The sequence below is a fragment of the Vibrio neptunius genome, assembly GCA_019339365.1.
Lineage (GTDB): Bacteria > Pseudomonadota > Gammaproteobacteria > Enterobacterales > Vibrionaceae > Vibrio > Vibrio neptunius.
The window spans coordinates 1,398,701-1,415,672 of sequence record CP079859.1; the positions used below are offsets into that span (position 1 = coordinate 1,398,701).

Annotated in this window: 3 protein-coding genes and 2 pseudogenes; all 5 read right to left on the reverse strand. The window is 49.0% G+C overall.

What is annotated here, in order from left to right:
- Positions 1–36: 36 nt before the first annotated feature.
- Entirely contained in the window at positions 37–1,644 is a 1,608-nt protein-coding gene (locus KW548_06860) for an AMP-binding protein (protein QXX07685.1), read from the reverse strand.
- Positions 1,641–3,037: pseudogene (locus KW548_06865) on the reverse strand (salicylate synthase). The gene KW548_06860 and the pseudogene KW548_06865 overlap by 4 nt, the downstream one beginning before the upstream one ends.
- On the reverse strand, positions 3,030–3,866 hold the full coding sequence (locus KW548_06870; GenBank protein QXX07686.1) for a thioesterase: 837 nt from the start codon (positions 3,864–3,866) through the stop codon (positions 3,030–3,032). Before KW548_06870 ends, KW548_06865 begins: the two are co-directional and overlap by 8 nt.
- The gene (locus KW548_06875; protein ID QXX07687.1) at positions 3,863–4,948 is read right to left on the reverse strand and encodes a Gfo/Idh/MocA family oxidoreductase; all 1,086 of its coding nucleotides are present in this window, start codon (positions 4,946–4,948) and stop codon (positions 3,863–3,865) included. The genes KW548_06870 and KW548_06875 overlap by 4 nt, the downstream gene beginning before the upstream one ends.
- A pseudogene (locus KW548_06880) lies at positions 4,941–16,920 on the reverse strand (amino acid adenylation domain-containing protein). Before KW548_06880 ends, KW548_06875 begins: the two are co-directional and overlap by 8 nt.
- Positions 16,921–16,972 lie beyond the last annotated feature (52 nt).

Below are 16,972 nucleotides of genomic sequence, written 5' to 3' on the forward strand. Positions count from 1 at the left end.
AAAGCCTCGCTATCAAGCGAGGCTTTGTTTAGGGTTTTAGCCCAGATGCCAAGGAGTGCCTGATGGCCCGACTATGGCTTTTTTATCCACTTTGCCAACCGCTGTTTTGGGCAATGTCGACACCCATAGCAATTCATCGGGCATCTTGAATGTTGCTAGGTTCTGTTCGAGTAGGAATTGTCTTAAGTCTTGCAGTGTCAGTGATGTATCGCGTCCAATCGCTGCAACTCCTATCCGTTCACCTAAGTGCGGATCAGGGACTGCCACCACCGCAACCTGAGCAATATCGGGGTGAGCCAGTAATTGTTCTTCTATTTCATCCGCAGCAATGCACTCTCCCGCTCGATTGACGACATCTTTGATACGGCCTGTGACAGAGAGGTATTGCTGGTCATTCATGCGTACTTTATCCCCGCTACAATAGAAACCATCTTCTGTAAATGAGCGAGCGTTGTGTTCAGCCGCACGATAGTAGCCACGGAGCGTATAGGGGCCTCGGGTTAACAACTCGCCTTCTTCTCCCAATTCAACGTCCTTGCCATCGGAGTCGACAATACGTACTTCGTCCCACTCGCTCACAGGCTTGCCTTGCATTGAAGCAACGACCTCGGGAGTGTCGTTAAGCCGGGTGCAAGCAATCAGGCCCTCTGCCATACCAAACACTTGCTGTAAGACCCCCGGAAATACGTGTTGCATTGCTATCGCGTCGCTGTACGCCAATTTAGAACCACCGACTTGGATCCGCTTAAGGCTGGTCAAATTCGCCTCTTCCCACTGAACTGCTTCGGTCCATAGTTGTGCCAGAGCAGGCACTAGTGCGGTTGCTGTCACACTGTACTGTTCAATAAGTTCAAAGCAATGGTCAGGGCTGGCTAACTGAGTAAAAATCACTTCACCACCCACCGATAAGGTGCCTAAAAATCCTGGGCAACCTAACGTAAAATTGTGAGCGGCTGGAAGCACGGCTAGGTAAACCTCTGTTTCTGCCACTTCACTCGCACGGCAACAGCAGCGAATATTATACAGGTAGTCGTTATGCGTTCTGGGAATCAACTTGGGCAGCCCTGTCGTACCCCCAGAGACCAAAAATAATGCGGTTTCTGCTGGGTCAACGTCGGCAGGGGCAAAGCCATTCGCCTCGGAATGAGGTAAAGCACACGTTGGCGTGCATTGATCGATCAGGTAGAGTTTTAGATCGCCCTGTTTCTTGAGGTTGTTGACTATTTTCTTACCAATCTTCCCTTCTCCAACATAGCCCTGCGCATTGCAAGTACGCATAAAGTGTTCTATCTCTGCTAGGCCGTGTGCAGGCAACGCCATCACCGGAATGAGCCCCGCACGCAGGAATCCGAACAGTGTAGCAGCGAACTCACAGCGATTGCTCAGTTGCATCACTACACGGTCGCCCGCTGCCCAGCCCTGAGAAATTAGCCCTTGAGCGATTTGATCCGCTTCATTGATTAACTCTCGGTATGTCATTGATTTAATGTCATCTCTGACGGCTATTTGGTTGAGTGTATTGGCAGAGTGAGACCACAGTAATTGCCACAAGGGGACTTGTTCCCATAGGCCTGCTTGTTGGTACGTTTGTTGTTTTTCAGTGGAATGCGGGATAACCGGTTCCATCGCCTTGCGAGAGGTCATATTTTCACTTCTTCCTTGTGCTGAGTTGTTGAAGAAGGTTGGTCTTCTGCTGGCGCTTCAAAGACAAGATGGTCAAGGACACAAGCCATTTTTTCGCATGTTTCTTCCCATTCTCTTGCCGGTGTGGACAGGCTGATGACACCGGCTCCGGCCTGCAGCATGGAGACAGAGTGACGTTTATAGGCGGCACGCAATACCAATGCGGCATCAAAGAAACCGTCTTGATCGGCAATCAAGACACTGCCACTGTATAAACCGCGTGAAGTGGGTTCAAAGCGTGCGATGGCGTCAATGGCTTCTCGTTTTGGGATCCCCGATGCGGTGATCGCTGGAAACAAGACTTTAAATGCATGCCATGCAGATTTTCCTTGTGTCAGCTGTCCTGTCACTCGTGAAGCAAGGTGCTGAACGGTACCTCGTTCAGAGACATCCATAAATTCAGCCACGTTAACGGTACTTCGGTCGCAAACTTGTTCAAGTTCTTCTACGGCCAGTTTGACTGATGTCGCGTGTTCTGCAATTTCTTTTGGATCGGTTGTTAGCTCTCGTTTCAGTCTTTGGGCTTCTTCGGGATCGGCAGGGAGGAAGCGAGTACCTGCCAAAGGTTGCGTGCTTAGATGGCCTAGATGGTCGACCTCCAGTACGGTTTCAGGCGAAAATCCAAAGGCTTCCAGATCGCCTAGTTTGAGCATGAAAGAACGGGCTGGCGTGTTATTGCGACGTCCAGATACAAAACTGCGACGGATATCGATCGCAGCAGGCAAAGTAGCTGAGCGCGATAAAATGACTTTTTGTAATCGTCCGCAACGATTTCTCGCACCGCTGAAGCAACGATAGTTTGATAGTCATGTTGAATTTTATGATGGTCTAGGATGTCGGCTTGTGTCAGCGGTGCCATCGGTTCCGGCTGAACTAACGATGATGCTCGGGCTATCGCCTGATGAATCTCTGGCAATACCGAGTCGTCGGTTGTGCGAACAGCGAGTTGATGGTTTGAAATTCGAATATCATGCTGAGCCACAAAGAGTTCTAGCAGAGTGCGATTTGTTTCTTTCTGTGCCAAATGATGGGCGAAGTGGCTGAACTCAAAATCGACTCGGCCAAATACACGCCATCCCTCCCAAGGTAAAGTTTGGGTAGCTTGGTAGATGGTGTCACAGATCAGATCGTGTTCAGGCTGATGCACGTGACCAGAAAAGTCAGTGATTTTGCCTTGTGTATCGACGGTCAGTTCGGCCAGCTTATTGATACCGATTGACCACTCTTGGTTGTGTTCATACACCACATAATCATCGCAAAATTCAGCCATGCTGAGCTCGGTCGCTATGGCTAGAGGGTCACATTGGTGTGGGATGATGTGGTTGTGGTACTGAGTAATAGATGGTTTAGCCATATTGAGGTTCTCCAAATTCGATATGAGATGCATGTGGGGCATCATGAGCGTGATTAATCACGCTCTGAATAAACTGTGTTGGTTGAGCGGTAATGTAAAAATGATCTCCTGAAAGGCCTGATACCGAAGTCATTTCTGGGCAAGAATGCCAATCTTGCCAAGCGATCACTTCGCTAGACCATGCCTCAGGGTCTTGCTCTCCGAACATTAAAGTGCAGGGAGTATGTGCCAGTTTTGGCGCGGCCCCCTGAGTCGTTAGATAGTTTTCTGTGGCTGAAAAATCAGCCCTGAGCATAGGTAAAAAGAGTGCCAGCAGTTCAGGATGCTGCTTAAGAACCGGACTGCCACTGCCAATTTCTATTAATTGTTCGACAAAGTCTTGGTCGTTAAGGTGGCTGAGCTTACGTCGGCTTTCTAGATGTGGCGCATGGCAGCCCGATAAAACTAGCTGTGAAACTGGTGTTGACGAGCCGTAGTAGTCTTCGAAATGTTTGCACACCTCAAAGGCCACCTGTGCCCCCATACTGTGTCCACAAAGGCGCAAACGTGGCACTTGGTTTGGTGGCGAAGAAGCCATGCGTACCATGAGTGCATCAAACACATCACAGGCGATCGCACCGATGCTAGAAAGCGCACGCTCCCTCATTCGTTGATCACGGCCGGGGTAGGTGGCAAGAAGAACTTGCGTATTGTTAGGTAGGTCGTTTTCCTTCAGAGAAGCCCAACTAGTGAAGGCGCTGTGACTGCCGCCAGCAAACGGGCAGATCACCCACAGTTCATCAACCACCTTTCCTCGCTGACATAACACCTTGAAAGTAGCTGTGGTCATGCTGCACCTCCCAATGGAAAGTGAACCATATCGGCGGGTTTGAGAGCGCATTCTTTTGCTGGCCCACATAGGGTTAAGATCTCTTCCCATAGACGAGCGACATTTCGCTGATGAGCAACACCCAGAGGGGCGATATCCTGCTCGCCGTCAATGTGACGAGCGAACATACTCAGTGTGTTGGCGACGCCTTTTGGCCCTAGGGTTTCAAATGTATCGAGTCGTGAAGCGTTCTCTTGGTAGAGCACCTGAGTGACGGGAGCTTGAAGGTAGTCGCCCTCAGGAGTGCCTGCACGCTGATACAGACTGAGATGATCGCTTTGGTGATTGTCGGCATGCAACACGGGTGTCCAGGTGATCGGGCCGTAGCTGTCTGTCAATGAAAGGTAACCATTATCCCAACCAAGCATCATTCGGTGCATTGCCAGACTATGCATATCAGGGTCACTGGGGTCGAGATAGTTTTGCAACTGCAATAAATAATGACCGGATTGTGAACGCAGATTGATTACATCAAACTGAGGCTGCTTGTTCAGTAATTCAGGCGTTAACGGCTCGGCTTGTGATCCAAAACTTTGCAGCAGCCAATCCAGTGTTGAGTACAAAAGTTGTCTGCTGGTGGTGATGTTACCGTAGCTTGGTTTTTGGCCTGTGCGTTGTACGATATGATTGGTGCTGGTTAGCCAAGCTTGTCCTGCGTCCGAGGCGGCATAGAAAGCGTTAACACAGTAATGGGCTTGATGCTGCGCAGCCTGACGTTGATGGCGTGTCATTTCATTGATCGACACTGGGTGTTCTTGGATGACATGTATTCCTCGTTCTAGCAACTCTTCGACGATAAGGTTGCCAGTGCCTCCTATAACAGAGGCTCGCACAACGACGCAGGCGATATCGATGTCTTGCGGCAAATCAGATACGTTCGTATACAAAGGCACGCCAAATGCTTTTGCAAGGTTCTTTGAACGTGGGCTGCCTGTTGAAAGCAGGCCAGCCAGTTGCAAATGTTCGGGTGGCTCAATAAACGCATTGAGGTAAAGCTCCCCAAATTTGGCACCAACAATGATGATTTTTTTTGTTTTATTCATTTTCTAGGATTTCCATTGTGGAAGATTGCGAACCCTGAGTGCGCTTCAGAGTTCGATCAAGCAAAGATACGAGCGTGTTAGCCAATTCGCTGACGTTGGGCTCTTGCAGTAAGGTATAGTGATCGCCATCCAATTCATGTACGGTCAGATCACACACATCACCCCAACCATGATGTGGGCTTTGAGCAATGATGGGATCTTGGTAACTCATAAAATCGAGATGGTTATTCCGACCAGCTGCAATAAGTGCTGTGTTCACAGAGGTGAGCTCAGGTACGGTATATGACAACATGGCGGCCAGATTTCGGCGATACACATCAAGTAAGTGCTGTACGCTATCCTTGGTCACATCTTCGATTGCTGCGATATGCCCAAACGCTGATGAAAGGTGACCACAGAGTGAATCGTCAGTGCTCAGATCGGGCTCCTCTACCTGCATAAGCTGCGGGAAGCGGCCAATCACATCAGCATAAAAATGGCGGCGCACTTCTTGAGCAGACATGGTTTCTTTTTGAGGTATTGGTCTGTAACTGTCGATTAAGATGCAAGCGTCAACCTTCTGCTTGCTCTCGACCAACTGGTGGGCCATCTCATAAGCAACGATGCCACCAAATGACCAGCCCGCTAGACGATAGGGACCGTGTGGTTGAATTCTTTTTATTTGATTCAGATAGTGCTGTGCTAGCTGTGTTACGTCGAACTCATTTTGCTTGAACCCCGTGTCTGGGTAAGCCAATCCATACAAGGAAACATGATCTAATTGCTGGGCTAGAGGTTGATAGCTGAGTAAGTGCCCACCAATCGGATGCACGATAAACAGAGGCGGTTTGGCTTCTTTGGTCGGGTTAAGAAGTACAGGCTCGGAGCTCTCGTATGTTGTCCGACGATCGATCAGTGATGCCAACCGTTCGATAGTATCATGAGACTGAAGGTGACCTGCGGTAAGCTGGCTACCGAGCTGTGAGTTGATTCGACTGATTACCCTAACGGCAGCGAGTGAATTCCCCCAAAGTCGAAGAAGCTTTGATTGGCTGGAATGGCAGCTTGCTGCAGGCAGTCACGCCATATCTGAGCAATCTGCTCTTCTGTCTCTGTCATTGGAGGTCGTGAATTTGCGTTGATCTCAACCACCGGAGTTGGCAGAGCCTTTCGATCTACTTTTCCATTAGATGTCAGAGGAATAGTGTCAAGCGAGACTATCTGAACTGGGCACATATAAGTAGGCAGATTGTTTCTTGCGTGATCGAGTAAATGTGTTGCGTCTTGAGGTTCTGGCTGTGTGCAGACCGTATAGGCAACCAATCTTGTTCCTACACCTTCGATCGCGATAGGCTGAACGATGATGTTTTGTAGCCGTTCTTTCAAACCCGCGTTCGGACACAGACGAAGCGTGCTCTCTACCTCTCCGAGCTCAATTCGATAGCCGTTGATTTTGACCTGATGATCGTTACGGCCCAAGAATTCTATGTTGCCATCGTCTTGATAGCGACCCAGATCACCCGTTTTATACAATCTCTGGCCGGATTCTGGATGAGTGATGAACGCGGCTTGTGTTTTCGACTCATCCTGCCAATAACCAAGTGATAAACCCGAACCACCGATATAAAGTTCACCAGAAACCCAGTTTGGGCATGGTTGAAGTTGGCTGTCTAGAACGAAAAAGGCTTGGTTCGTAAGCGCCTTACCATAAGGGATACTTTTGCGTTCAGCATGACTCCCTTCAATGGGGTAAGCAATGGACCAAATGGCGGCTTCTGTTGCACCGCCCAGACTGAGTAATTTGGTGTTGGGAGCAATGACCTTCAGCTGTTCAGGGAGAGATACAGGAATCCAGTCGCCGCTCATCATTATATGACGCAACGACGGAAGCACTGAGGAGCGTGATGTCAGTCCATCAGCCAAAAGTTGAGCAAACGCTGGAACACTATTCCAGATGGTGATCTGTGCTTTAATGGCGAGTTCGATCAGGGCATCAGGGTCTTTGGCTGGCGATGATTCAGGTATTACCAGACAAGCCCCGCAGTGTAAGGTTGAAAACACATCAAATACAGACAGGTCAAAATTGAGCGAAGAGATGGCCAGTACTCTGTCTTCGCAATCGAGAGAAAGGCGGCTTTCTACATCCAAAAGCGTATTGACGACAGCTTGATGATCCATCATCACGCCTTTGGGCTGCCCGGTAGAACCCGAGGTGAAGATCACATAGGCTAGATCCGATGGCCCCACCATCTTAGGTTGGAACTCGTTGTGCTGCGTGTGGCTGACTGATGGAGTAAGGACACGATAAGTGTCCAAAGCGATTTTTAATCCCTTTTCAGCAACAACGGTTGTGACTTGACCCTGCTCAAGTAATGCATGAATCCTTGCTTCAGGGTAGGCGGCATCAATAGGTAAGTATGCTTTACCTGCCATTAAGATACCTATTACTGCCACCACCTGTTGCCAACTTTTGTTCATGACGACGGCAACTAAAGGAGCATCATCGTCGTTGGCTGCAATCGAGGAAGCCAACCCAAGGGCCGCGTTCCAGATCTCCCGATAAGTCAGGAACGTTTCCCCTTGTTGAATCGCGATTCTTTCTGGGTATGCCTCATAGCCTTGTTTGATCATTTCCAGTAAGGATTGAGGTTTTGAAGCGCTTGGCTGTTCGGTGAGGCTAGCTTTAGAACTGTTTGACTGATGTCCCCATTGCGACTCAGATAGACTGACACAAAGGGGTTTATGCCAGTCACTGGTCGTCAGTGATTCTACAGCCTTGGTATAGGCATGGAACATAGCGTCGAAAACCCCCGGTTTGAGGTGGTCTTGCTGCACGGTCCATTTGATGTCTATGCCGCCGCATACAGAGGAAATGAGCATCGCGTCTAGGTAAACGTGCGGTGTTTGTGCCCCAAAATCACGCAGTGTACCCAACGTAAGAGAGCTTTGCTGGCCAACAGACACGGTATCGTTAAACACAACGGGCATACCTGCGCTGAAGTTACGATTGAGCCTGTTCTTTTCGGTCAAAACGTCCTGTCCGTCAAATTCTGCATGGGCGAGGTCGTCTGACATTTGCTGTTGAACTTGCTGTATAAGAGCAAGCAAAGTGGGTTCTTTACTGATGTCTACTTCCAACATGGATGTCGTCGACAGGTTCCCCACTACATTGGCTATATCAGGTTCGCTTGCTGGTCTATTACTGTGCAGTACATTGAGCGAAAAGTGGTGTGTATCACTCCAACGTCGTAAAACGAGACAGAAAGTCGCCAGCATTGCCATAGAAGGTAAAACATTGTGACCAAGTGACTGACGTTGAAGCTGGTTCCAGTCCTTTTCAGACACGCGGTGTGTCAGCACGCATTGGTTCATACTCTCTGCTCTTGAATCCGCTAAGGGAAGTGCAGGAGCATCCGGTAGAGTCGGCAAGCGCTCTATCCAGTATTGTCGAGAGGCGTGTTGCGAACCATTGGCATGTCGTTCTGCTTTCTGCTCCAGATACTGAGCAATCGTCATTGAAGGTTTATTCAGAGTCGCTGAAGGGTCGTTGTATAACTGTTGCCACTGCTGGAATAGCAGGTTAAGGCTTGTCCCATCGGCTACGACTAAATCAATCACCAGGTGAAGTAGGTGAGTGTCTTCATTTGTTTTGATAATAGTGAGGTTGAATAGAGGCCAGCGATCAGTCGGTATACCTTGTGCTGCAATATGCTCTCGTGCTTCGGTCAAATATTGTGCTTTGTCCGATTCTGCATATTGTGTTAGGTCAACATAATCAGGCTCATAATGGGGTACTTCTTGAAGAATGCAATAATGCCCTTCACGAATCTCTCCACGCAACTGATCATGGTGATGCACCATTGTATTCCAGCCGTCGACAAGCCTTGCGCGATTCAGATCTTTAATTTCTAGCTCAGCGTAAAAGTGTGCAATGCCCTGACCTAAAGAGAATAGGCTGCTCTCGCCCAGCCAATAGGCGTTTTGCAACGGAGTCAATGGGTAGTCCCGATTAGCTTTCTGTGCATTGACCGTTGCTTCAGCATCCGGCTTGAATAAATGCTTACAGAATTGAGCGAAGACTGGCTGCTCAAAGATATGTTGCAGAGTCACTGCTTTAAATCCTGCTTGCTGCAGTTGAACGATCAGCTTAGTCGCCATCAAACTGTCTCCACCACACTGGAAAAAGTCTGTCTCCGAAGTGATGTCTTGGCTAAGGAGAGCCTGCCAGATTTGCTGAACTTCATGTTCTTCTGAGCTGATTTCTAGCTCTTCATTACCCGCTTGTTGATCCAAGGTGCCGTTCAGCACTTGAACGAATTGTTCAAGTTTCGAATGTTCAAATATCTGCTGTAAGCTAGCGTGAGCGATCTCCTGTTTGTTGACTTCCACAATCATCTTAGTGGCCATTAAACTGTCGCCTCCGCACAGGAAGAAGTCTGTCTGCGGGGTCACTGACTGTCCGAGTAATAATGTCCAGATTTCAGCGATACGCGACATGAGTGCATCTTGGGTTGGTACGCTCTGAGACTCTACAATCACTTCTTGTGCTTTGTTTTTGTCTTTGGGTGAGTAAGCACAAGGTAATGCCTCCGGCGAGTCGTTCTGTGTGGCTCTTGCCAAGAATAAATGTTGGCGTAACACGGATTGCTCAGAATCTGGGAAACGTCGCTCAGTCACCAAGCCCTGCTCGCCAAGTACTTGTTGCCAGTCATAGGCGCTGAGCATAGCGCTACCAGTATGTTGGCGGAAATCGCTAAAGGCGTTGATCCCTTCGATAAAGCCAACCGTGGCCAGTTGCATCGGGCTGTATTGATCAGTGGCTTCGATCAGCAGCATATGCCCATTGGTGGCGAGTGCGCCTTTAAGCTGTTTAAGCGTGGCAGGAAGGTCGGCTGCGTCATGAAGGACGTTGACTGCAATAATGACGTCATAGCCGCCTGTTACTCGCATTTCGGGTTCGAGAGCGAGGTTGATGTCTAACCATCCGAAATCAACTTGGTTGTACTGTGCTAAAGACTGCTTGGCTTCGTTCAAAAACGCTTGCGACACATCAGTGAAACGATAGTGCTCAATGTATCGAGCGGCTTGGCCAAGAACTGCAGTGGACGTTGCCGCCGTTCCTGCACCCACTTCTAGGATTTTTAGTGGTGTTCCCTTTTTCTCTCCCAGCGCTGAGATCAGATTGGCTGCGCTTTGGTTGAGTATCTTTAGAGAAGGATTCGTTCTGTATAGCGCATCAGTGATCTGGTTGTCTTTGAATAAGATCTCCAGTGCGGATTTTTGGTCATTCAATAATTCTGGGTGTGCTTGTAGTGATTCGTCTAGATATTGAGATAGACGCTGACACCATTCGCTCTGTGGTAATTCACAGTCTGGCGCAGTGGGCTCATGTCCTTGCCATTGATAGAGGCCATTGTTGAAGTGAAGTAAGCCTTCTCTTACAAGTTGATCCAGCCATAGTTGGACTAATTTGTGATGCTTTGGTGCGGTGCGCAGTACTTGTATGATCTGAGAGTAACTGAACCGTTGGTCACGTTGGTGAAAGAGCTGATGTCGACGTAAGGTCGTTAACAGCCCGGTCAGTGCTTTATGCTCTATGTATGACCAAGCATTCGTCACTTCACTTTCTATTGCAGAGCTAATCTCAGGGAGTGTTGTTTTGTATGGTGTTGGCGCTGATTTCGATACTAGGGTTGTGCGTTCGAATTCTCTTGGTGCCTCTGCCATTTGACATAGCCACTGACCGTATTGGGTGAACATGTCATCTAGTACATCCGGTGCGATCACGCCATTCATGCAGTACCAGTGATATTTCAGCTCGCCATCAACCTCCATGATTTGGTGGTCTAGCCAGACTTGTGGCGTTTGACTGAGTACATAAACGGGATCGCCGAGCAAGTGTGTCATTGCTTTTTCAATGTCCATACCGTCCATCGACATGCCTAGCATGCTGGTAAACACGACGGGTGTCATGGGGAGTGATGCTTCCTGTTCCGTCACCTGCTGCTCGGCTTTGCGGTATTTTGCTAGCTCTCGCATCACTTCAACACCATTGACTTGACTATGACTTAGACGGGTCCAAAGCGTTTCCTGAGTACGAGACAATTGTTCTTTCAGGTTCAGATCTTGAGACCAATCAAAATCCATCAAAAGAACGGATGTGAAATCACCAATTAGATCTTGCACGTTCTGATCAAATGGTTGTCTGTTGAAGAAGGTCATATTCAGCGTAAAAGCACGGGATTCTGACCACTTAGCAAGTATGCGAGAGAATAACGTCAGCAAGCCTGCCGATGGCGTAATGCCAGCTTGTTGCCAGTGTGATTTCAGGTTCGACCACTGGGATTTTGGTAAACTGCCTTTCCGAGTAACAAATTCGGGCTTGTACGAATTAGCCACATTACCCAGTGGTAGTTGAGGTGCTTTGGGGATTGATGGCAACAGATCCAGCCAATAGTTCCAAGAAGTTTGCCAATCTGGTTGGTTCTTTAACGCCTGTTCATGGACCACATAGTCGCGGAATGAAAGTGATAGCGGTGGCAGATGTTCGCCGTGGTAAGCACGACCTAGATCATCCATCATGATCTTAAAACTCTGAACATCAAACTGAAGCAAATCAAGATTCATATGAAGTCGGTATTGGTGCTCAGAGAGGCTGCTGATACGTACATCAAATAAAGGCCACTGAGTGGCTGGACGGACTTGCTGACTCATTGTCTGACGCGTTTCTGCCAGTGCCTGTGTTTTGGCGTTGTTATCTAAACGGGATAGGTCCTGAGTCGAAAACGTGTAATTTGGAACCTCTTCTAAGATAACTTGCTCACCAGTGGGTAAGACGGACATTCTCAACATGTCATGACGCTGTATCAGTGCATTCCATGCCGCTTCTAGCCGCTGAATATCAAACTGAGAGTGTGATAGGTCCCATTCAAACACGACGTTACATGCTATGCCTCCGTAAGGCACCCAAGATTCACGCCCTACCCAATAGGCGTGCTGAATCGGTGTCAGTGGGAATGGCAGATGTCGCTGATCCGGTTGGATAACAAAAGGCAGGGACGGCTGAGGCTCTGCATGATGGCTTTTACTATCGATTAATGCTTCAAGCCCATGAATGGTCATTGCTTGATACGCTTCTTCAGCGGTGAGTTTAACGTTAAATTGCTTTTGTATCGCAGCGTTGAGTTCAAGGAATTGCAACGAGTCCAGACCTAGCTGCATGAGGTCTTGTTGAGGCTCTAGTAGGTCATTTTCAGCCAAGCCTAGCTGGTATCGAATACGATCCTCCAAGCCATGTGCTTGTCGCTAGCGCATCTACGACCAAAGAGGCACAATCGGCAGCGGCTCTCTCTGATGATTCCAAGGTAAAATGTTGGCTAAATTGAGGCGAGTTTGAACTTATATTCATGGCAAAGGCATGCTTGGTACCCATTAATAAGCTTTGACTTAGATGCCATAGGCCTTCGGCTGGTGTCAGTGTATGCATACCTTCCTCACCCAGCTTGGCAACTAGTGCTGCGTCACGGGTCATGCCGACGTGATCCCATGCCCCCCAAGCCAGACTCATGACGCGGCAGTGTCCATTGGCATGATGAGACTGAGCAAAACCGTCAATGAATGCATTAGCGACAGCATATAGCCCTTGTGTCGGTGCGCCGAGAGTTGCGACCGAAGAAAAGCCGATCAGGTAACCAGCCTGTCGAGCTTCTAACCAGTGATAAAGCGTTTCGAAGGTCTCTGCTTTTACACGGATTACCTGTTCTGCCGTCAGCGAATCCCATTGGTCGATCAGACCATGATGAGGATTACCAGCGGCATGAATGGCACCTGCGACAGGCCGATTATCTGCGAGTTGGTTGAGCAGCTTAGTCAGTGCTCCTCTCAAGGTTAAATCGACCAAATGTGTTTCAATTTGACAGCCGAACTTAGCCATCTGAGCACAAAACGCGGACCAGTCTGAGTGTTGGTGGTGGCCAATTGCTATGACGCGTTTGACACCGCAAGAGGCTAGCCAGCGAATCACTAAGCGGCCAATTCCTCCCATTGCACCCGTCACAAGATGACTGCCCTCGGCATTGAACCAAGATGCTGGAATGGAGTTATCATTGGTTGGAGCGTGCTCAAGTTGATAAGCCCAATATTGATTGTCTCGATAGGCTAGCTCGCTAGCCGATACAAACGGTGCATGCGCCAGTACTTGTGTCACTTCTTCCGCGTCGCTTTCTGATGTATCTAGGACACAAAAGCGCTTGTTAGGATACTCTGTACGTGCGACGCGTATCAGAGACAACAGGGCCGTTGCGGTAGGCTCTGTGGTGTCATTAGGCGTCGCTTTCATCGCATCACAAGTCAGTATCCATAAGTTATCAGGACTATTGCTTAAGCCTTGTGCGAGCAGTGTGGCCGTTTCTGATAAGGGAGTTGAAGGTAAAACCAGTATGCCTTGATCGGCAGCCGCTCTGTGGACAGTACCTCGCTCATTAAATGCCGATGCCACCTGTTCAACGGTGATAGGATTCAGCGGTTGGTCTGCTTCAATAGGACGTACTTGCCAGTGATAGCGATTGTGCGGTGAAGGGAGTAGCTCCGCTGGGTCATCTTTATTTGTCGCCTGAGGTTCAATTCGAGCAAGCCATTCCCAGTGTCCTTGAGGGGCCTGTGCTCGCAAATGATAAATATCTTGTCCCCACATTTTACTGAGTCGATTGATGGCAACTCTTGACACATTGCTGAGTCCAATTTTAGCCGACACCGATAGATCGGCATCTTTGAAACCGCAGGGCAGAAACGGTGAACATTGGTGCTGAATGGCTGTGCGTAAATCACCATGCTCCGCCACTGGCGACCAGTCTTGATAGGTGAGGCTTGAGAGCGTGTTTCGCCATGCTAGGCCGGCATCATGGCATGGGCTGACTGGTGTTGCGCTATCGCCATCCAGTAATGGCGCTAGGTGCTTGCTTAGGTTTTCGGCATGTTCGAGTTGGCGCATTAACTCTGGCAGGGACTGTCCTAAAGCTAATAACTGTGTGCAGGTACGCTGGACACTGGCCAAGTGAGGGCCCTCTGTTTCAGAGCGCCAATGCTGAGCGATGATGTCGGCGTTTGGCAGTCCTGATTCAGACGACACCCACTGTTTGCCTTGCTTGTGGTAATACCCCTGTGATAGCAAGAGATCTAACAGCGCCTTGATATGATCTCGATGGCGAGGGAGTATTCTTCCCCCTCGAATAATGTCGATCAGGCTGAATGACTTACGAGATGTACAAGTTCTCAGGAAGTCGTTTATGACTGCGCAACGCAGTGTTAACGGTTCCAGAGGGTATGTTGCTACGGGTTCTGGAGTGATTAGCGGCTGCGTTTTTTTGTCTTGGCGAGAATCAACCCAATATTGTTGTTCGTCAAAGGCATATAGTGGTAATTCACATCGTCTTCCGGCAATGTCGAGCATCTCTTTCCACGGTGCATCAATACCGAGTATAAACAGTTCACTTAACACATTCTCATCTGCAGCGTGAAGCCAGCATGACTTTAAACTCCAGCTTTCACGGCGACCGATGGACGTAAGGTGAGGTTTAGGACCGATTTCCATAAAGGTATGACAATCTAACGCAAGTGCTTGCTCGATCGCCGGTTGAAACTGGACGGTCTCTCGAACATGGCGTGTCCAATAGTCAGCATTAAGCTCGCTCAATGAACGGATGACTTGGCCTGTTACGCTTGAAATCAGCGTGATCTCACCTTGAGTCGGAGTCAGGTGTTGAGTGAAGTTGGCGTAAGATGACAACATCGAATCGAGATGCCTTGAATGTGCAGCGCAAGGAACATCCAAGTGATGGTAAGTAATGTCGGCAGCCTCGAGTTCTTTGCTGGCCTGTGTGACCTTCTCGATATCTCCAGAGAACACCCAGTGCGCAGCACCGTTATGAGCCGCTTGATCCAGCTCTGCTAGTGATGAAATGGTGTTCAGTTGCTCCAATGGCGCAAAAGCCGCTAGCATGGCGCCATGTTGGTTTTGAGTACATTGCTGCATTCGCTGACCGCGCTCGATCACCAATTCGATCGCCTGCTGGTGGCTCAGATAGCCAGCAATGACACACGCTGAGATCTCACCGACTGAGTGGCCTAAAACAACGTCTGGAGTCATTCCCTTCGACTTCCAATGTGCCGCTAAAGCGAGCTCAAAGGCGACAATGGCAACTTGAGCGCCATCGGTGCGTGAAAGCCACTTTCTTTCTGAGCCAAACATGATCTCAGTTAGCGGTACTTCAAGCTTGCCTTTTGTATAGGACTGGCTGAGATCGATACTGTGTCGGAAAGCCTCACTGGTTTGGTACCAAGTTTCACCCATTCCTTCAAACTGGCTACCTTGTCCGGTAAATGTCCATGCCAGCTTGGTGCGCGATTGGACATGGCCTATACGAATCTGATGGGAAGCCTCCCCCGATTCTGCAAATGCACGGAGTGCTGGTTTAGCTTGATTAGCATTTAAAACGGCCAATCGATACGGTAAGTCTAATGAACGAGTGCTCAAGGCCGAGTAAGCAATGTCGGCACAATTAGGGTGTTGCTCCAAATGCTCAGAGTAACGACGAGCGATGTCACCAAGAGATTTAGGAGAATTGGCCGACAGGAACAAAGGAATATCTTTGTCTTCTGCTCTGGTTGGCTGAGAAGTTTGGTTTGGCTGTGACGAAGATTGCACCAACATATGGCAGTTAGTGCCTCCAATGCCAAAAAGAGGAGACTGCGGCGGTGCGCACTGGACTTTGCCAGTCCAGTGTTTGTGTTGCTAAGTCAAAGCTGGAACCATTTAAGCCAAGTTCAGGGTTGGCTTGAGCAATATTCAGTGACATCGGGATCTTTTTTCGTGATACCGACAATACCGTTTTAATGAGTGAAGCAATACCTGCTGCGGTATCTAGATGTCCCAGCCCGCTTTTTACTGAGCCCAAGTGACATACTGGTGCTCCAGAGCTGCGTGAGTAAGCATTCTTGATGGCAGTGACTTCGATAGGATCGCCGAGTTTTGTGCCTGTTCCGTGAGTCTCGATCATCTCCACTTCATCAGGTTGAACATCTGCAAGGTGGAGTGCCTCTGCCAGAACCTGAGATTGGCCATTCACTGAAGGAGCGGTGAAGCCAACTTTATCCTGCCCATCATTATTGATGGCGCTACCACGCAGAACCGCGAGGACAGTATCTCCAGCTTCGATAGCGTCATCTAGGCGCTTCAACACAACACTGCCAACGCCGTGACCACCAAAAGTACCGTTGGCCTGCTGATCAAAAGGACGGCATAAGCCATCAGGTGAGAAAATCATACCCGGCTGATATTCATAACCTGAAATTTGCGGGAACGACACCGCTACGCCACCAGCGATAGCCATATCACACTCACCAGACCTGAGACTTTCACAAGCAAGGTGCGCAGCAACCAACGAGCTGGAACAGGCGGTTTGAACAGTAAAAGCGGGACCTGTGAAATTGAATTTATGGGCAACTCGGGTTGCGAGATAATCTTTGTCGTTGCCCAGTAAAGCTTGCAATCCTTTTACTTGACCTACCTGGGTGACATCGAATGCTTCAAAAGAAGGGTAGGTACTGGTTCTTATCGAGCCGAAGACCCCTGTTCTGGATGGCGCTTGCGTTGGGGCATAACCAGCGTGTTCTAGCGCATGCCATACATTTTGCAAGAAGAGGCGTTGCTGTGGGTCAATAGAGGTTGCCTCTGCAGGCGAATAGCCGAAAAGCGCGGCATCGAAGTACTCGGGTTTATCAATAACGGCACCGCTTGGAACAAAGTGCTCCCTCTTGCAAACCTCAGCATTGATCCCTGCTGCTTGCAACTCTTGAATACTGAAGAAAGATTGACCTGAAATGCCATTGGTCAGATTGTGCCAAAAAGCGTCTATGTTTGGAGCTTTAGGGAACCGACACGCCATTCCGATGACCGCGATTGGGTCACAATTGTCATATAAGTGGTTGTTGTCCATGGTTATTCTCTCATTTCGAGGTGAGAGCTCAATAGCACTCACCTCGAGCTAG